This window comes from Sphingomonas paucimobilis NBRC 13935, from assembly GCF_000739895.2.
Lineage (GTDB): Bacteria > Pseudomonadota > Alphaproteobacteria > Sphingomonadales > Sphingomonadaceae > Sphingomonas > Sphingomonas paucimobilis.
Genome location: NZ_BBJS01000011.1, coordinates 1 through 18,122, shown reverse-complemented (window position 1 = coordinate 18,122; position 18,122 = coordinate 1). Strand labels below are relative to the sequence as shown.

Annotated in this window: 17 protein-coding genes; 6 read left to right on the top strand and 11 right to left on the bottom strand. The window is 67.5% G+C overall.

The window, feature by feature from the left end; all coding sequences use genetic code 11:
• Window positions 1-5 precede the first annotated feature (5 nt).
• The 11 genes from xrtA to SP6_RS02950 form a co-directional block, all read right to left on the bottom strand.
• A complete protein-coding gene (gene xrtA / locus SP6_RS03000) occupies window positions 6-1,511 on the bottom strand; it encodes an exosortase A (protein ID WP_227876652.1) in 1,506 nt (501 codons plus the stop codon).
• Complete coding sequence (locus SP6_RS02995; RefSeq protein ID WP_007404196.1) at window positions 1,508-2,665, bottom strand: TIGR03087 family PEP-CTERM/XrtA system glycosyltransferase; 1,158 nt, start codon at window positions 2,663-2,665, stop codon at window positions 1,508-1,510. Before SP6_RS02995 ends, xrtA begins: the two co-directional genes overlap by 4 nt.
• Window positions 2,662-3,699, bottom strand: coding sequence for a FemAB family XrtA/PEP-CTERM system-associated protein (locus SP6_RS02990; protein ID WP_007404152.1), 1,038 nt, complete (start codon window positions 3,697-3,699; stop codon window positions 2,662-2,664). Before SP6_RS02990 ends, SP6_RS02995 begins: the two co-directional genes overlap by 4 nt.
• On the bottom strand, window positions 3,696-4,562 hold the full coding sequence (locus SP6_RS02985) for an XrtA system polysaccharide deacetylase (RefSeq protein WP_042468529.1): 867 nt from the start codon (window positions 4,560-4,562) through the stop codon (window positions 3,696-3,698). Before SP6_RS02985 ends, SP6_RS02990 begins: the two co-directional genes overlap by 4 nt.
• A complete protein-coding gene (locus tag SP6_RS02980) occupies window positions 4,552-5,901 on the bottom strand; it encodes an ExeA family protein (RefSeq protein WP_042468527.1) in 1,350 nt (449 codons plus the stop codon). The genes SP6_RS02985 and SP6_RS02980 overlap by 11 nt, the downstream gene beginning before the upstream one ends.
• A 19-nt stretch (window positions 5,902-5,920) precedes the next feature.
• The gene (locus tag SP6_RS02975) at window positions 5,921-7,621 is read right to left on the bottom strand and encodes a hypothetical protein (protein WP_007404124.1); all 1,701 of its coding nucleotides are present in this window, start codon (window positions 7,619-7,621) and stop codon (window positions 5,921-5,923) included.
• A 2-nt stretch (window positions 7,622-7,623) separates the two neighbouring features.
• Complete coding sequence (locus tag SP6_RS02970; protein ID WP_007404030.1) at window positions 7,624-8,727, bottom strand: AAA family ATPase; 1,104 nt, start codon at window positions 8,725-8,727, stop codon at window positions 7,624-7,626.
• A gap of 62 nt (window positions 8,728-8,789) precedes the next feature.
• On the bottom strand, window positions 8,790-10,298 hold the full coding sequence (locus tag SP6_RS02965) for an XrtA system polysaccharide chain length determinant (RefSeq protein ID WP_007404231.1): 1,509 nt from the start codon (window positions 10,296-10,298) through the stop codon (window positions 8,790-8,792).
• Window positions 10,299-10,313: 15 nt separating this feature from the next.
• A complete protein-coding gene (locus SP6_RS02960) occupies window positions 10,314-10,952 on the bottom strand; it encodes an XrtA/PEP-CTERM system exopolysaccharide export protein (RefSeq protein WP_037568026.1) in 639 nt (212 codons plus the stop codon).
• Between the two features lie 149 nt (window positions 10,953-11,101).
• Window positions 11,102-12,316, bottom strand: coding sequence for a pyridoxal-dependent decarboxylase, exosortase A system-associated (locus tag SP6_RS02955; RefSeq protein ID WP_007403991.1), 1,215 nt, complete (start codon window positions 12,314-12,316; stop codon window positions 11,102-11,104).
• A complete protein-coding gene (locus SP6_RS02950; protein WP_007404171.1) occupies window positions 12,313-13,803 on the bottom strand; it encodes an AMP-binding protein in 1,491 nt (496 codons plus the stop codon). Before SP6_RS02950 ends, SP6_RS02955 begins: the two co-directional genes overlap by 4 nt.
• Before the next feature lie 129 nt (window positions 13,804-13,932).
• Here SP6_RS02950 and SP6_RS02945 point away from each other — a divergent pair, with 129 nt between their 5' ends.
• From SP6_RS02945 to SP6_RS02920, 6 genes are all read left to right on the top strand, one after another.
• Entirely contained in the window at window positions 13,933-14,205 is a 273-nt protein-coding gene (locus SP6_RS02945; RefSeq protein ID WP_007404212.1) for an acyl carrier protein, read from the top strand.
• A complete protein-coding gene (locus SP6_RS02940) occupies window positions 14,202-14,897 on the top strand; it encodes a hypothetical protein (protein WP_007404207.1) in 696 nt (231 codons plus the stop codon). Before SP6_RS02945 ends, SP6_RS02940 begins: the two co-directional genes overlap by 4 nt.
• Window positions 14,885-15,685, top strand: coding sequence for a hydrolase 1, exosortase A system-associated (locus SP6_RS02935; protein WP_007404077.1), 801 nt, complete (start codon window positions 14,885-14,887; stop codon window positions 15,683-15,685). Before SP6_RS02940 ends, SP6_RS02935 begins: the two co-directional genes overlap by 13 nt.
• 100 nt (window positions 15,686-15,785) lie before the next feature.
• Window positions 15,786-16,643 (top strand): SDR family oxidoreductase, encoded by an 858-nt coding sequence (locus SP6_RS02930; protein WP_007404067.1) that lies wholly within the window; start codon window positions 15,786-15,788, stop codon window positions 16,641-16,643.
• A gap of 20 nt (window positions 16,644-16,663) precedes the next feature.
• Complete coding sequence (locus SP6_RS02925) at window positions 16,664-17,185, top strand: ferritin-like domain-containing protein (RefSeq protein ID WP_037568029.1); 522 nt, start codon at window positions 16,664-16,666, stop codon at window positions 17,183-17,185.
• Window positions 17,186-17,225: 40 nt separating this feature from the next.
• On the top strand, window positions 17,226-18,092 hold the full coding sequence (locus SP6_RS02920; RefSeq protein ID WP_007404080.1) for a manganese catalase family protein: 867 nt from the start codon (window positions 17,226-17,228) through the stop codon (window positions 18,090-18,092).
• Window positions 18,093-18,122: the final 30 nt, after the last annotated feature.

The following is an 18,122-nucleotide window of genomic DNA, read 5'->3' as shown; positions in this document are numbered from 1 at the left end:
CTGGGTCAGCGCTGCCCGGTCAGTCGGTCGGCGAAGCGATCGATCGGCCCCAGCGCCTGGACGAACGCCTCGATCGCCTGCGGATCGTCTCCTTCGCTCGACACATGCACCGCAACGGCCATCTGGCGCTGGCCTAGCAGCCGGGCCTTCATCGTCTCGATCTTCACCTGCCGCATACTTGGCGTCAGGCTATCGCCGATCCGGTACCAGGTCGCAACATCGCGCTGCATCGACTGGCCGAGCGGCCCGGTCGTGATCATCCGCATGGCGCTTCCCCCCGCGATGGGCGCCAGATCGGCGACGCGGATCCAGCGATCATCTTCCTGCAACACGCCCGTCCCGAACGCGCCCAGCTTGCCTCCCTCGCGCTGGCGCGAGAAGACGGCGACCGCCAGATCGACCTGATGCCCCTGCCCGTCCGTGTAGGTGCGCTGCATCACCGCATCGGCGCCGGGATAATGCGGCGCCCAATTGCTGCGCTGCTGCGCCGGGGTCCAGCCGGGCACGTCGGGCAGCGCCATCTGCGCGGGCAGCAACGCCGCGCGGCTGCCGGCATAGCCGCTCCAGCTCGGGAAGACGGCGGTGATCGCTAGCGCCAGTACCGCCGTCAGCAGCGGGTCGATCCGGCGTTTGGGCGTGGCCGACAGTCTGCCGGGATCGAAGGCGGGATCATCGGGGGAACGATCGAAAAACTGCCAGCCGATGGCCAGCACCGCCGCCATCACCAGCGCGAAGAACACCCAGCCAAAGATGATATGATCGACGCCCCCCGCCACCTCGATCGAGGTCAGGTCGGCGGCGAAGATCGTCCCCCAGGCGCGCACGCCATTGGCCAGGATCGGCACGATCACCGACACGATCATGAAGATCGCCCGCCGCCAGAGCGAGCGGAAGCAGAGATTGGCGACCAGCGCGGCAAAGGCGATCATCGCCAGCACGAATTTCGAGCCCGAACAGGCCTCCGCCACTTCGAACCAATAGCGTCCGGCATGGATCAATACGCCGTCCGCCGAGGCCGGAATCCCGCTCCAGTTCAGCAGCGGCATGACGATCGAAACCGTGATCTGCTGAAGCGGCTTTTCCAGTTCCGCGCCGAAGGGAACGAGGAACCAGGCATAGGCCAGCGGGAAGAGCAGACCGCGCGCGACCATCGGCCCGAGCAGCGTGATGACCAAGCCCTCCAGCGTCGCAACCAGCCCCATCTGCCGGATGAGCGCCACCGTCGCGGACTCGCCCAGCAGCCAGAGGAAGCCCCCACCCGCGACCCATAGCAACCCCGGCCACCAGGCGGTCGGCGTCAGTTGCGACAGCTCATTGCGCCGCTGCCACACCAGCCAGCCGACGACCGGCCCGATAAACAGGCAATGGCCATAGGTCGTGCTGGTCCACCAGATCTCGACCAGATGGGTGACGTCGCGCCAGAAGATCGCCAGGATCAGCGCCGTCGCCGCACCCAGCAGCGCCAGGTGATAGGGCCAGCGCCCCGGCCGCATCCGATCCCCCCATGTCACGCGGCGATATCCTTCAACAACAGATCGAGCGGTGCCAGTCTCGCGCTCCAGTCATATCGGTCAAGCACCCGCGCGCGCGCAGCGCTATTGGTCGTGGGGTCCTTCAGCGCGGCGATGAGCTTGTCGGCAAGGTCGAGATCTCCCGCCGCCACGGCGATCGTGCCCCCATGGTCGATCCCCTCGGCCGCCGCCCGCGAAGCGACGATCGGGCGGGCCATCGCCATCGCCTCCAACACCTTGTTCTGGATGCCCCGCGCCAGCGTGAGAGGCGCGACGCAGACGGCGGCGGCCGCCAGCCAGATACGCGTGTCGGGCACTTCGCCGGTCACGATCACATCCTCGCCCGCCAGCCTACGCACCCCCGGCGTCGGCGCGCGACCGACGATGGCGAAGCGCGCAGTGGGGTGGGCCTTACGGACTTGCGGCAGGATCGCTTCGGCGAAATGGGTCACCGCGTCGATATTGGGCTGATAGTCCATCTGCCCGGTGAAGACGATCAGCGGCCCCGGCTCCGCGACCGGCGTGACGATGGCAGGGTCGTAGACGCTGGCATCGATCCCGTTCTCGACCGCCATCACTCGCCCTTCCCCGCCACCGGCGCGGAACAGCGCGGCCTCGGCTTCGCTGACGAACAGCGTGGCATCCATGCCCGCCGCCACCCGGCGCTCGAACGCACCGAGCCTCCGCGCCTCGCGTCGGAGGATCAGCCGCTTCGCAACGCCCGCACGCTCCGCAAGCGCGTCGAACTTCGCGGAGTCGACATCGACCATATCCATGATCGTCGGCTCTTCCCCGGCATATTGCGCCATCTGGCCGGAAAAGATGTAGGCAGCCGCCACGCCGTTCCGCCGGACCTGCCGCACGGCTTTCGCCATTTCCGGGTGCGCGAAGGCGGTCAACGATACCGGTGCGCCGGTCGCCAGCGCCTGGAACGCGGCCAGCGGCATGGACTTCGAGCGGCGGACGATGCGGCAACTGGCCAACAGGTCGGTGAAGGCAGGCGGCGGATTCAGGTCCGCCTCGCTCTCGCCAAAGGTACAGAGATGGATGCGCCAATCGCGGCTGAGGTGGCGAAGGATATGATAGCTGCGGATCTTGTCGCCGCGATCGGGCGGGAACGGCACGCGGTGTGCCAGGAACAGCAGGTCCCTCACCCCAGGCCCCGCGCGATCGGCGGCCCCGCCAGCCGCGCCGCCCAGACCGGCATCCGCTTCCACACCGCGATCATCAGCGCATATTTGGGATTGAGCGGATTGATCGCACGCGGGCCATGAACGCTGCGGCTGGCATAGGAGAGCGGACGCCCCTCGAACCCCCAATTTTTCTTGAACGCCGCCGCGCCGGTCCCGACCTTCGACCGACCGAAGTCGAAGCTGTGGCAACCTCGCGCCCGGGCATGGCGCATCAGCGCGAAATACATCAGATCATTGGCGCGCAACCCCCGCGCCGCCTGCGTCCCCCCGCCCCAATAGGGATAGACGGTGCCGGCGTGATACAGGCTGAGCACGCTCGCCACCGCGCGTCCTTCATGCCGGACAGTCAGGATATCGGCGTCGAGCCGCGCGACCGCCTCGCGGAAAAGCTTGGCGGGGAAGACCGGGGTGCCGAGATTGCGGACCGATTCGGCATAGATGCGGTAATGCTCGGCCAGCATTCGGGGGCTGTCGCCGGTCTCGACGATCAGGTCGTTGGCCAGCGCCTTGCGCACCTCGGCGCGCTGCTTGCGGGGGATCGCCTTTAGCTCGGCCTCGTCATCGGTCGCGATGGGACGGACGAAACCCAGATAGCTGTCGCTATCCACGGCCCAGCCGGTCGGAGCCGGGCCGCCGCGCAGTTCGACCGATTCGATCCCGCGCGCCTGCGCCAGCTCCCAGGCGGCCTCGGCAAGCAGATCGGCCCCCTCGCCCAGCACACCGCCATCGACGCCGAACCCGGTCGACACCATCGCCGCGCCAAACAAGGGCGAGCGGATTTCGCTGAGCGGCAACAGTCCGGCAATGGTCATATCGGGGCGATCGGCGACGAGATAATGCGCCTTTTGCCCGCATCCTCGCGCCCCGGCGAGCAACCAGCCGGTCAGGTGGAAGGGCGTCCCCGCCCCCGCTTCCGCCACGAACGCGTCGATCCGTTGGCGCTCATCCTCGCGCGCCAGATCGGCGACGCGGACGGCCAGGGCTGGTGCGGTCATGCGAGCCGCGCCGCTTCCTCGGCCGCAACCTCAACGACCCGCCCCCAGTCATGCCGGCCGAGCAGCCCACGCAACTTGCCCGCCATAGCGCCCAACCGGCTGTAATGCCGCACCTTGGACCGCAGCGGCGCATCGGCGACGCGCGGCTGGTCGGGATCGACCTCCCAGGGGTGGAAATAGAAGATCGCGCCGTGCCGGTCGCGATTGACCTGCCCGACCGCGATGTCGGTCAGCTTGGCGGGCAGCATGCGGAAAAAGCCGCCGCCAGTCGCCAGCCGCCGTTGGCCCCATTGCGCCACCGTCACCGGCAATTCGATCAGATCGGCATCCGCCAGCGGCCGCCACGCATAGCGCGGCGATTCCGCCCAGCCATAATGATCGTGGCGCAGCGGCGCGACGCTCGACGAATAGCGATAGCCCGCCTCGGCCAGCACCGGATGCGCCCAAGGCGTCCGCGTGTCGATGGAGAAGCTGGGTGCGCGGTATCCGGTGACGGCCTGCCCGCCGGCATTCTCGATCGCCGCCTTGGCGCGGGCCAGATCGGCGCGGAACTGGTCCGCCGTCATGGTGAAGACGCGCTGATGGTCCCAGCCATGGCTCGCCATCTCATGCCCGGCCGCCACGATGCGCCGGATCAGCCCGGGATGGCGATGCGCCACCCAGCCCAGCGTGAAGAAGGTCGCCCGCGTCCCCGTCTCGGCAAAGAGCGAGAGCACGGCATCGGTATTGGCCTCGACCCGGCTGTCGAGCCGGTCCCAGTCGCCCTTGTCGATCGTCTTTTCGAACGCGCCGACCTGGAACCATTCCTCGACGTCGACCGACATGCCGTTGAGCGGCGCGGCCGCTCCGGGATCAGGCGGCATGGCCCCAGGTGCCCGCCGAACGGATCGTCGCGCCTTCCCGCTTGGTCTCACCGCGATTGTCCATCTCGGTCCAGTCGACCAGCAAGGTCAGGACCCGGCGCAACGCCGCCTCCTGCTGCTCCAGCCGCGCCTCCAGCTGTGCCACGCGGTCCTCCAGCGCGGCGGTCGCGTCCGGCTTGGCATCCTCGACCGGGGCTGGCTCGGGTTCGGGGGGCGCCATCGGACGGAGCGATACCGGTTCGGGCGCGGGCGGTGGCGCGACGACGCGGTGCGCGCTGCGCTCGGTCGCCTCGCCTTGGTCCATGGGGCGGGTGCGGATAATCGGATCGGCGGCATGGCCATTGGCGTACAGGCCCGCCCGCAGCGTCCCGGCAGTCGCGGCAATCCCGGCGGCAGCACCGTCGAGCGTCGCGGCACCCAGCGTGCCCGCACCAAAGGTCGAACGATCGAATGACGCCGGCGCGACGATCGGCGTGGCCTGTGGCGCGGCGGGTTCGGGTTGCGGCTGGCCGATGGGCTCGCCGCCCATATCGGCGGCCATGTCGGCAGCAACGCTGCGCACCGTGTCCTGCCCGATCAGCTCGACACCCTCGATCGCCGCCTGCAACAGCACCCGGCCTGCCAGCACGTTCAGCCGGCGCGGCACGCCGCCCGAGGCCTCGTAGAGCGCGTCGAACGCGTCGCCCGCGAAATCGGGACGGCCGGTCCAGCCCGCCACCGCCAGACGGTGCGCGATGTAATCGGGCACCTCCTCCGGGTCCATCGGGTCGAGATGGTGAATGGCAATGACCCGCTGGCGCAGCTGCTCGACCGCTCCCGAGCCCAGCAGGCGGTCGCGAAATTCGGGTTGGCCGACCAGAAGGATCTGGAGCAGCGCATGGCCGCCCGCCTGGAAATTGGAGAGCATGCGCAGCTCTTCGAGCGAGGCGAGCGGCAAAGCCTGTGCCTCGTCGACGATTAGCAGGACGCGGCGACCATCGCGCGCGACGCCGTTCAGCGCCCGCTCGGTGGCCGACAGCAGCGCAGCCTTGGACAGGCCTTGCGCATCGACGCCGAGCTGCCCCGCCACGGTGCGCAGCAGATCGTCGGGGTCGATCGCGGTCGACACGATGTGGAGCACGCGGACGCGGCGCGTATCGAGCGTCTCGACCAGATGGCCGACCAGCGTCGTCTTGCCCGCGCCGACATCGCCGGTGATGACGATGAAGCCCTCACCCTGCGCCAAGCCATAGCCGAGATAGGCCATCGCCTTGCCATGCGTCGCCGTCTCGAACCAGAAACGCGGGTCCGGGGTCAGCTGAAACGGGCGTTCGCCCAGACCGAAATGGGTCTCGTACATCATCGTGCCTTTCGGCCGGTCAGAATTGATACCGTGCGGCGATCAGGGCCTGCGCCGAGAGGGCGTTGCTCAGGTCCCCGACCGAGAAGTGGTACAATCCAACCGACGCGGTTGTTCCGAGCCGACCGAAGTTGTGGTAATAGCTGGCCGTCGTGCCAACCGATACCACGTCCTCGGCGCCGGCCAACCTACTGGCATAATAGTTAACGAAGCCATTCACGTTAAGCCCCGAGTTACGGCTGAGCGCATGACCGAAGAAAATCTGCGCATACCAGCTTTCGTCATCGGCCCCGGCGACGATTAGCCCGGGCGCGGCGTCGGGCGCGAACAGCCGGCGGTTGCTATAGCCCAGCCCGAAACCGAGCGTGGAACGCCCACGTGCGACGGTCAGCGTCGCATCCGCGCCGCGTGCCCGGTAGACGGCGGTCTGCACCGATTGCAACACGTCGTTCAGGCACCCGCCCGGCGTGGTGCCGCTGGTCGAAAAGACGCAGCCATTGAACTGCTGGGCAAAGGCGTCGCGCGTCTCGACAAACTCGGTCGGCAGGCCCGACAGGCCGTTGCGCAACTGGCGGCCAAAGGTCTGGATGCCGTCATAGAGCGCCGCACGAAAGACCACGCCGCGCGCGGCCTGATATTGCGCGGTGCCGGTGACGCTCAGCGAGCCATAGCGTTCGCCGATATGCCCTTCCACCGACGTCCGGCGATTGGGCCGCCAGATGACACCGGCATCGTAATAGACGCCGTCCGTGCGATAGGCGATGCGGCGGGGGCTGTCGGGGGCGATCACGAACCGTCCGCTGCTGTCGACCAAGGGCCGGCCGGCGGCATCGACCGCCGGATCGCGCTGGCTGCTCTCGATCCGTTCATAGCCGACACCGGCGGTCAGCGCGACATAGGGCGAGACCGGGTAGAGGACGTCGCCGCGCGCGAACCAGCCCTCATAACGCTGCGCCAATTGCCGCGCATCGTCGCGTTCGTAGAGCCCGCTGGCGCTGAGGCCCACCGGCAGGACGGTACCGGGGCGGACATCTGCCCTGACCGTCGCGAGGTGATTCCAGCTGTCGCTGAAATAGTCGAGCCTGGGCTGATCCGGCGCCAGCCCTCCAAAGCCGGGCGTGTCGGCCCGCGTATAGCCCAGCCGGTAATTGGCGAGGACCTGGACCGGCCCGGCGCGGGTGCGCAGCACGGGGCCGATATAGGCCGAATAAAGCTGTGAGATATTGCCCGTATCGCCGACCAGCACGCCCGGTGCCGCACCGCGAATATCCGTCCGGGTCCGCGTTGCCAAAGCCCCGCCGTCGATGCTCAGATCGGGCGTGATGCGGTACAGCCCGCGTGCCAGACCGCTATGAATGTCGCCGCCGCCATAGCGATCGTTCCAGCCGATACGATGTTCGTAGCGATAGCTGACCTGCCCCTGCGCCCGTGCGCTATCGACCTGCGCATTGACCCCGGCGGCCAGCGTGGTGAACGTCACCGAGTCGCCGCCGTTCAGGTCGGCGCTGAACAACTGTCCGACTTCGACATAAGGCGCCACGCGCGCGCGCGCGCGATCGGGGCCGTTCGCTATCGGGGCCGGGGCCGCGTTGCCGAGCGGCTGCGTGCCCGCATCGGCCGCGACGCCGGAGGGGGGCGGCACGTCCTGCATCTGGGCAAGCGCCGGGGTCGGCAGGATCGCCATCCCCAGACAGCCCATCAGGATCGGCCGCGCCGTCATGCTCAGCCGAGATCCTTGCCATAATAGCCGAACCGCCGGCTGCCCGGGACGAAGGCGACGCTGTTGAGTACCAGCTGGATATGCTCGCACGCGTCGAGGAGGTTGATCGCCGCCGTGACCTCGCTCTCGGGCGTCTTGTCGGCGCGGACGACCATCATCACCTGCCCGGCCAGCATCGCCAGCACCGAGGCGGGCGACGCCGCTAGCGCGGGCGGCGAGTCGAAGATGACCAGCCGGCGCGGATTGGCCGACAACAGCCGCTGCAGGACCGTACGCGTGCGTGCCGAGGCGAGCAGTTCGGTATCGCTGGCCTTGCGCGTGCCGCAGGCCAGCACCGACAGATGCGGGACATCGGTGCGGATCACCAGATCCTCGACATCGACACTGCTATCATCGAGCGCGTCGAGCAGCCCCGGCCCTTCGGCCAGCCCCAGCCGGGCCAGCACATCGGGCTTGGCGACATCGGCATCGACCAGCAGCACCTCGGTATCCCGCTCCGCCGCCATCGAGAGTGCCAAGTTGACCGAGCAGAAGGTCTTGCCGTCCTGCGGCCGCGCCGAACAGATCAGGACGGTGCGCGCCTTGTCGGCATCGCCCGTCTCGATCAGCCGCTTGCTGGTGATGATCAGCTGGCGTTTGACCAGGCGGAACTCCTCGGCCAGCGGGCCGATCGGCGCGCCGGGCACGATCATGCCATTCTCGGCCAAGAGCGCGCGGTCGACGGTGGCGACGTCGCTGAACCCCGGATTATATTCGCTGGCCAGAAATTCGTCGTCGCCGGGCTGCGCCAGGAACTCGGCCGGGATGCCGGACAGCGCGGGATCGGCCGCTATCGATGCGTCGTCCCTATCGTCCGGACCGACCAGCCCCGGTGGGGTCCACTCCGTATCGGGCATAACGGGGGCCACGAAAGGATCGGGCGATTCCGGCAGCGGGGGCGCGACGGGTTCAGCCGAGACAGAGGATGCTGCCTCGACTTCGGCAGACGCTGGCGGCTCGGGCGGGGCGGCGGGGGCTGGCGGCCCCATGTCCTCCACCGGAGCCGGACGCGGGGCCTCGACCGGCGCAGGCATCGGCGCACGGACATAGGCCTGGAAGTCATACACCGTCGCCGCCCGTTCGAGCAGCGACGGTTCCCGGCGGGGTCTGGGTGGTTTCACGCTGTTGCTCACGCCGCCATACCCCGCTGCAATAGCTCGATACCAAGGACCATCCCATAGGCCGCGGCGAGCGCCGCCGTCCCGCCCAGGAACAATTTCAAGCGATTGGCCCGCACTTCCGCCTGCGCGCGGGTGACGACCTCGCCGATCGACCCGATCACCGGCATGCCCATCGTGCGTTGCAGCGATTGCGCCGTAGTGAAGGTCTGGCGCAGTTTGGACAGCGCAAAGGCACTGCCCACCCCCAGCCCCAGGCCAGCCAGGAAAACGCCGGTCAGCAACAGGATGCGGTTGGGCGCGGTCGGCGCGCGCGGATAGGTGGGCGGATCGATCACCGAGAAGCGCATCGAGTCCGTCTGGTTCTGCGCCTGACCGCGAAGCGCCACCTGCTCGCGCTGGCGAAGCAGCTGGTCGTAACTGTCCTTCAGGACCTGATAATCGCGGTCGATCGCGCCCTGTTGCGCGGCCGCTTCCGGATTGCTCGACAGGCTGGCGTTCAGCCGGTCGAGATCGCCCTGCAACTGCGCCTTGCGGACCTTCAGGCTGGCGAGCTGCGCCTGCTTCTCGGCCGCCATCGACTGGAGCGAGAGATAGAGGGGATTGGGCTGCCCGCCCGCGCCGCCGCCCGAACCTTCCGCCTTGGCCGCTGCCTGCGCTGCGGCCATCTGGTTCTTCAACGCGATGACATCGGGGTGATTGTCGGTAAAGCCCCGCGCCCGCGCATCGGCCAACTGGCCCTGCAACGTCGCCAGCCGCGCCCGCGCCGGTCCGACGCCACCGCCGCCCTCCGCCACGGTACGCGGGGTCGCGGCCATCTGGCCCTGCACCGCCGCGACGCTCGACTGGGCGGCGGCCAGATCGCTGTCCACCTGCGCCATTTGCGAGCGCGCCAGCCCGATGCGATCGGCGACCGAGCCGGTACCGGGCAGGCCGCCCATGAACTGGTTCTGATATTGCGCGCGCTTCGCCTCGGCCGCCTGCAACTGTTTCTGCCGCTCGTCGAGCTGGCGGTCGAGGAAGCTCAGGCTCTGGCTGGTATTGTTGCGATCGCCGACCAGATTGGATTCGACGAAGATATCGATCAGCTTCTGCGCCACCTGCTGCGCCAGCTTGGGGCTGCCCTGCGTGACGGTCAGCTTGAAGATGGTATCCTGCTGGTTCTCGATCTTGATCGACTGGGCCAGCGCCGCGACGCGCGCGGCGACATCGGCGTCTGTCGACACCGTGCTCGCCAGATCGGTGCCGCGCACCACCTTTTGCAGGTTGATCGCCGAGATCAGCGTCTGGCGGACCTGATCGACCGACTCCATCTGCGCATTGGGGCCATTGCCCATGCCATCGGGCAAAAGCTGCGAATTCTGGACCGCGATGCGCGCGGTCGATTCATAACGGCTGGGGATTTGCGAGACGAACAGCCAGCCCAGGATGCACACGGCCCAGGCGACCGCCAGCGCCAGCCAGCGCCGGGTCCAGATCGCATGGATCGCAATGCGGATTTCGTCCTGGATCGCCGACACGCGCGCTTCGCCTCCTCAGAACATCGATTCGGGGATGATGATGACGTCACCCGGTTCCAGCCGGACATTCGCCTTTGAATCACCCTTCCTCAACAAATCGTTGATCTGCAACGCATATTCACGCTGCTTGCCGGTGTCGCGATCGGTGCGGACCAGCTTGGCCTTGTTGCCGGCGGCATATTGATTGAGCCCCCCGACCGCGATCATCGCGTCGAGCAGGGTCATGTTGGCGCGGTAGGGAATGGAGGCGGGCCGCTCGGTCGCACCGACGATGCGCACCTGCTGGCTATAGGTACCGGCGAAATTCTCGACGATCACGGACACGATCGGGTTGGAGACATATTCCGACAGCGCCTTCTTCATGTCGTCGGCCAGCATGGAGGGCGTCTTGCCGACCGCCGGCATGTCGTTGACCAGCGGCGTGGTGATGCGGCCATCGGGACGCACCTGAACCTTGGCCGACAGGTCCGGATTGCGCCAGACGAAGATGTTCAACTGGTCGAGCGGGCCAATGACATATTCCTCGCCCGGCACGTCCTTTTTCGCGACATAGCCCGCCGGCGGCAGCTCGGGGCGGCTGGTCGCGGTCGAACAGGCGGTCAGCGTCGAGGCGGCGAGCCCTGCTAGCAAGAGGGGGCGGGCGAAGGATGCCATGCGAACGTTACTCCTGAACCTTGCACCCCGGCCGGGGCAAAAGGCAAATTGCGCAGCGTCGCTATGCCGTCCAAGAGGTGAACATAGCGTTATGCCCCGGTAGACGCTGCCAATATTTCATTGGGCCAATATTTCATCGGGCCAATATCTCATCGGGCCAATATCTCATCGGCCGGGCCGTGACCCAGAAACGCCGAAGGGCTGGCACTGGCTCCATAGGCCCCGGCCAGAAAGATCGCGACGATGTCCCCGACATGGACAGCGGGCAGCGCCACCCGGTCGCCCAGCCGGTCGAGCGGGGTGCAGAGCGGACCCACGACCGACACGGTCTGGATTGCCTCCGCCCCCATCGCATGGGCGAGTGCCAGCGGATAGTTGCGCCGGACGACGGTGCCGAAATTGCCGCTGGCCGCCAGTTGGTGGTTCAGCCCGCCATCGAGGATCGCGAACCGCTCGCCGCCGCTGTCCTTGATGTCGACGACATGCGCCATATAAACGCCTGCCTCCGCCACCAGCCAACGGCCGAGTTCGATCGCGAAGCGCGTGTCGCGCAAGATGTCCGGCCGCGCCTCCAACGCCTGGGTCAGCGCGGTGCCGACCTGCTCGATATCCAGCGATTGGTCGCCCGCAAAATAGGGCACACCGAATCCACCGCCCAGATTGACCAGCGGCGGCGTGTGCCCCGCTTCCTCGGCCAGACGCGCGGCGAGGGCGATCGTGGCCGCCTGCGTGTCGATGATCGCCTGCGGATCGAGCGCCTGGCTGCCGGCATAAATATGGAAGCCGCGCCATTCCGCGCCGCTCGCGACGATCGTGCGGACGAGCGCGGGCACACGCGCGGCATCGATACCGAAGGGGGACGGCCGGCCGCCCATCTTCATGCCCGATCCGCGCAACTCGACATCCGGATTGACCCGCACGGCCAGGCGCGGCGTGCGCCCTAGCCGCTCGGCGATGGCGAGCCCGCGGGTCGCCTCGCCTTCCGACTCGAGGTTGAGCGTGATCCCGGCATCGATCGCGGCCGCGAGTTCGGCATCGCGCTTGCCCGGGCCGGCGAAACTGACCGGCTTGCCGAGTTCCACAACCTTGGCCAGTTCCCCGGATGAGGCGACGTCGAAGCCATCGACGAGACCTGCCATCGCGGCGAGCAGCGGCGGAAAGGGGTTGGCCTTGATCGCATAATGAAGGTCGATCGTGGGGAAGGCCGCGCGGAACCGCGCCACCCGCGCCGCCACGATCGCGGGGTCATAGACGAATAGCGGGCCGTCGCGCCCCTGCATCCAGTCCTCCGCGCTACGCCCGCCGATCATCAGCGCGCCGTGCTGCGTCGCGAATTCGGGTGGAAGGGGGCCCATCGGCTTCATGCCGTTCTATCCTCGTCCAGAACCGCGCGGCGCAATCCGGCGCGGTCCAGCTTGCCATTGGCGTTGCGCGGCAGTTCGTCGTGCCAGACAATCCGCGCCGGCTGCATGAAATTGGGAAGTTCGGTCTTCAAGCGTGTGCGAAGCGCCGGCTCGGTCGCGGCATCCCCCGCCAGGACCAAGACGATCGCCTGGCCCTGCGCCGGATCAGGTACGCCAATCGCCACCGCCTCGCGCGCTTCGCCACCGCTCAGCGCCGCTTCCTCGATCTCCTGCGGGCTGATCCGGTTGCCGGCGACCTTGATCATCTCGTCATCGCGCCCGACGAAGCGGAGCAAGCCATCCGTCCCCTCGACGACATTGTCCCCCGACCAGACCGCGCGATCATGGCCGAGCGCGGGCCGAAAACGTTGCGCCGTCCGCTCGGCATCCTGCCAATAACCCTGCGCGACCAGCGGCCCGGCATGGACCAGCTCGCCCGGCTCCCCCGGCGCGGCGCGGGTTCCATCGGGGCGCAATATCATCACCTCCGCAAAGGGAATGGCGCGCCCGATCGCATCGTGATGGGCATCGATCAGGGCCGGGTCGAGATAGGTGGACCGAAACGCCTCGGTCAGCCCGTACATGGCGTAAAGGTCGGCCGCCGGGAACCGCGTCCGCAAACCCTTGACCAACGACGGGGTCAGCGCCCCCCCGGAATTGGTCAGCCGCCGAAGCGGCGCGATCGCCTCCTCGGGCCAGTCGATGCTCAGCAACTGCGTCCACAGCGGCGGCACTCCTGCCAGCGTGGTTGCGCCATAGCGCGCCACCGCCTTCACCACGTCCCGCGGCGTCAGATAGTCGAGCGGCGCGACCGCGCCGCCCGCCAGCCAGGTCGAGAAGAGCTGGTTCTGGCCATAGTCGAAACTGAAGGGTAGCACGCCCAGCACCCGGTCCGCCGGGGTCAGCCGCAAATAGTGCGCCACCGACACCGCCCCCAGCCAAAGATTGGCATGGCTGAGCATCACCCCCTTGGGCCGCCCCGTCGACCCCGAAGTATAGAGGATCGCCGCCAGCGCATCGGGATCGCCGTCCGATCGAGGCAGCGCATCACCCTCCCCAGCCTCGACCGTCAGCCGCGTCGTCGCCGGCACATCGCCCGGCTCCAGCGTGGCGGCGCGCGGGGCATGGGTCAGCAGCATCGTCGCGCCGCTATCGGCCAGGATATGCGCGACCTGCGCCCGCTTGAGCAGCGGGTTGATCGGCACATGGACCAACCCGGCGCGTGGCGCAGCCAACGGCATCAGCGCCGACAGCCGCGCCTTGGGCAACCAGGTCGCTACCCGCGCGCCGGGCGCGAAGCCTTGCGCCGCCAGCCATCCCGCCAGCCGGGCGACCATCGTCTCGGCCTCGGCAAAGCTCAGGCCACCTTCACGGTCGAGCAAGGCCAGCGCATCACCCGCCCCGCGCAGGACATGGTCGATCGGATAGACGGTTGGATCGGGGGTCATCCCCTGCCTCTACAAGCGCGCGCAGGGTGAAGTCGAGCGCCGGGATAGGATCGCCAGGTCTCCCCCGTTGCCCAATGCCTGCGCGCGCTCTAACGCTGTCCACCATAGGAAACAGCAAGGCGACAGGGTTTGGAACTCCAGGCGAGCAGTGAGGTGGAAGCAACGGTGCGCGGCGTACTCGCCGATGTGCTGGGGCTGTCGCACGAGCGTGTGGCGGGGTTCGAGGCCGATACGCCGCTGTTCGGCGCGCTGCCGGAGCTGGATTCGATGGCGGTCGCGGGCGTGCTGACCGAGCTGGAGGACCGCCTGGACATCCTGATCGAGGATGACGAGGTCGATGGCGAGATGCTGGAAACCTTCGGCCAGCTGGTCGCCTTCGCCAACACCAAGGCGCGGGCTTGATCGATTATTATGACGGCCCCGGTGGGCGCGAGGCGCTGTTGCGCTTCGGGCCTGCGCAGGGGCCGGTCGTGCTGGTCGCCCTGCCCTTCTGGGAAGAGGCGAACCGGACGCGCGCGCTCGCCGTGGCGTTGCTGCGCGCGCTGGCGATGCATGGCCTTGGCGGCGCGATGCCCGATTGGCCTGGTACGGGCGAGAGCATGGTCGAGACCGAGAAGGCCAGTTTCGCCCAGTGGCGACTGGCGCACCGCGCGGCGGCCGAAGCGCTGGCCGATCGGCGTTGCTATGGGGTGTCGATCCGGGGCGGCACGCTGGTCGACAGCCTGGCGAACCTGGCCGGACGCTGGCATCTGGCGCCAATGACGGGCGAGGCGGTGCTGCGCGACGTGATCCGCCTGCGCGCGGCGGCGGGACTGCGCGGCGACGAGCATGGCGTGTTCGGCGCCGAATCCCCGGTGCGGGTGGCGGGCAACCGGGTGTCGCCGCATTTTCTGGCTGAGCTCGCCGGTGCCGAGCAGCTCGCCTCCTCGGGTGCACCGTACCGCGTCGTTCGGCTGGGTCATGACCGCGCGCCCGCCGACCGGACGATCGATGCCGTACCCCCGTGGCGCCGGGCCGAGCCGCAGGAAGACCCCGAACTCGCCGTCACGCTGGCCGAGGATATCGCGCAGTGGATCGCGTCATGCGAAGGCTGATCTCCTTTCCCTGCGAGGACGCGACGCTGGTCGGGACGCTCGACGAAGGCTCGTCCGATACGGGGCTGCTGATCGTCTCGGGCGGCAACGAGCCGCGCATGGGGGCGCATCGGGGACAGGCGATGCTGGCGGCGCGTATCGCGGCGCGGGGCTATTCGGTCTTTCGCTTCGACCGGCGCGGCGTCGGCGACAGCGAGGGCATGAATGGCGGCTGGGAATCGAGCGGCCCCGATATTGCCGCCGCCCTCGACGCCTTTGCGGAAGCAGCCAGCCTGGCACGGGTGATCGGCTTCGGCAATTGCGATGCCGCCGCCGCACTGGCGATGTTTGGGCAAGAGGCGGGATGTGGCGGGCTGCTCCTCTCCAACCCCTGGCTTGCCGACGAGCCCGATGCCTTGCCCCCCGCCGCCGCGATCCGGCGTCATTATGCGCGCAAGCTCGTCGATCCGGGCGAATGGCTGCGGCTGGCGAAAGGCGCAGTCGATCTGGGCAAGTTGCGACAGGGCCTGACCAAGATCGCTGCGCCCCCCGCCCCATTGGATGAAACGGCGGCGCCCCTCCTTCATGCCATCGAGGCCTGGGGTCCGGATGCCGCGATCATCGTGGCCCGCGGCGATGCGACGGGGGTGACGTTTCGCGCCGCCGCACGCGGGCACGACTTGGCGATGGAGACGATCGCCACGGACTCGCACAGCTATGCCGATGCGATGGACGCGCTTGAGCGGACGGTCCTCACCCATCTGACGCGGGCCGCATCGGGTGGAGCGAGTGCTTTGCACGACGACTGATCGGAACTCAAAAATAGCGCTTAATACGTTTTAAGATAACGCTTTTTCGTCGGAACGCCTCCCCTGCCCGCCCATTGGACGGGTCGAGGAGAGACGGTCCATGAATGAACGCCCCACCCCACCACAACCCGAACAGCAGCAGGACATGCCCGGCGAGACCGAGGCGATGGATCCGCGCCCCGATCACGGCGAACACAGCTATGCCGGCCATGGCAAGCTGACCGACAAAAAGGCGATCATCACTGGCGCGGACAGCGGCATCGGCCGTGCCGTCGCCATCGCCTTCGCCCGCGAAGGCGCCGATGTGGTGATTTCCTATCTGTCCGAGGACAAGGACGCCGCCGAAACCCAGCGGCTGGTCGAACAGGCGGGCCGCAAGGCGCTGCTGATCCCTGGCGATATCAGCGATCCCGCCCATTGCCGCACCATCGTCGAACGCGCGGTGCAGACCTTTGGCCGGGTCGATATCCTGGTCAACAATGCCGCGCATCAGGCGACCTTCCAATCGGTCGAGGACATCAGCGACGAAGAATGGGAAGTCACCTTCGCCACCAACATCCACGCGATGTTCTATCTGGTGAAGGCCGCGCTGCCGCACATGGGCGAAGGCTCGTCGATCATCAACACGACCTCGATCAACGCCGACAAACCCAACGAACAGCTGCTGGCCTATGCCACGACCAAGGGCGCGATTCACAATTTCACCGCCGGCCTGGCGCAGATGCTGGCCGAGCGAAACATCCGCGTGAATGCGGTGGCGCCGGGCCCGGTCTGGACCCCGCTGATCCCGTCGACCATGCCGCCCGAAGCGGTCAAGACCTTCGGCCAGCAGACCCCGATGGGCCGCGCCGCGCAGCCCGCCGAACTCGCCCCGCCCTATGTGCTGCTGGCGAGCGGCGAGGCTAGCTACATCACCGGTGCGACCATCCCCGTCACCGGCGGCACCCCCTTCCTTTGATCCCTATAGGAGTGACGCCCATGACTTCCCTGCCCCATGATGTGGTCCTGTCGGTGTTCGTCACCGGCCTGAAGAATGCGCATGCGGTCGAGCATCAGGCGCTGGCGCTGATCGACCGGCAGCTCGATCACCTCGCCAACTACCCGGACGTGGCCGATCGGCTGCGCCTGCACCGAGGCGAGACCGAACAGCAGATCGACCGGCTAGAGGAAATTCTCGACAGCTTCAACGAGAGCCGTTCGATGCTCAAGGACGCGGCACTGAGCTTCTCGGGCAATATGGCGGCGCTGGGCCACATCTTCGCGCCCGACGAGATCCTGAAGAACAGCTTCGCCAACTTCGCCTTCGAGAATTTCGAGGCCGCCAGCTACAAATCGCTAATCACCATCGCCGATGTCGGCAGCTTCGCCAACGCGACGCCGCTGTTGACCCAGTCGCTGAACGAAGAACTCGCGATGGCGGCCTGGGTGGATGAGAATAACGCGACGCTGACCCGCCGCTATCTCGAACGTCGCGCGGCGGGCGAAACCGCCAGCCACTAATCCCCCACCCCCGAAGCACCAACCAGAAGCGAGGCCGATCATGTATTATCACGACAAACGCCTGCAATATCCCGTCCGGTGCGAAAGTCCCGACCCCCTGTTCGCGCGCATGCTGCAACAGGCGATCGGCGGCGTGGAGGGGGAGATCCGCGTCTGCATGCAGTATTTCTTCCAGGCCTGGGGCAACCGCGCGCCCACGCCCAAATACCGTGACATGCTGCTCCACACCGCCACCGAGGAAATCGGCCATATCGAGATGCTGGCGACCGCCGTCGCGCTCAACCTCGACAAGGCGCCGGCCTCGCTTCAGGAAGAGGGTGCGGCGGACGGCATTGTCGGTGCGGTGATGGGCGGCGGCAATCCCCGTCATGCGATCGAGGGGACGCTGCACAAGCATATCCTGTCGACCGGCCTTGCGGCCCATCCGTCGGATTCGGACGGCGTGCCCTTCAACATGAGTCATATCTATGCCAGCGGGAACATCGCCGCCGACATGTATTGCAACGTTGCCGCCGAGAGCACGGGGCGCGTGCTGGCGACCCGCCTCTACAATGCCGCCCACGATCAGGGCATGAAGGACATGCTCCATTTCATGATCGCGCGTGACACCATGCATCAGGAGCAGTGGTTGGCCGTGATCGAGGAACTGGGTGCCGAGACGCAGCTACCCATCCCCAACTCCTTCCCCCAGTCGAAGGAGCATCCGGAGCATAATTACGACTTCTTCGTCACCTCGGTCGACGGTACCTATCCCGAGGGCCGCTGGACTCAGGGGCCCAGCATCGACGGCCGCGACGAATTCACCGTGTTCCGCAACGAGCCGATGGGCGAAGAGCCCGTCCTCGGCCCCGCCCGTCCGGACAGCGGCGCGCAAGCCGAACAGATCGGCGAAAAGCCGGCGGTGTAACGAGGAATATTCCTCCCCTGTAAGGGGAGG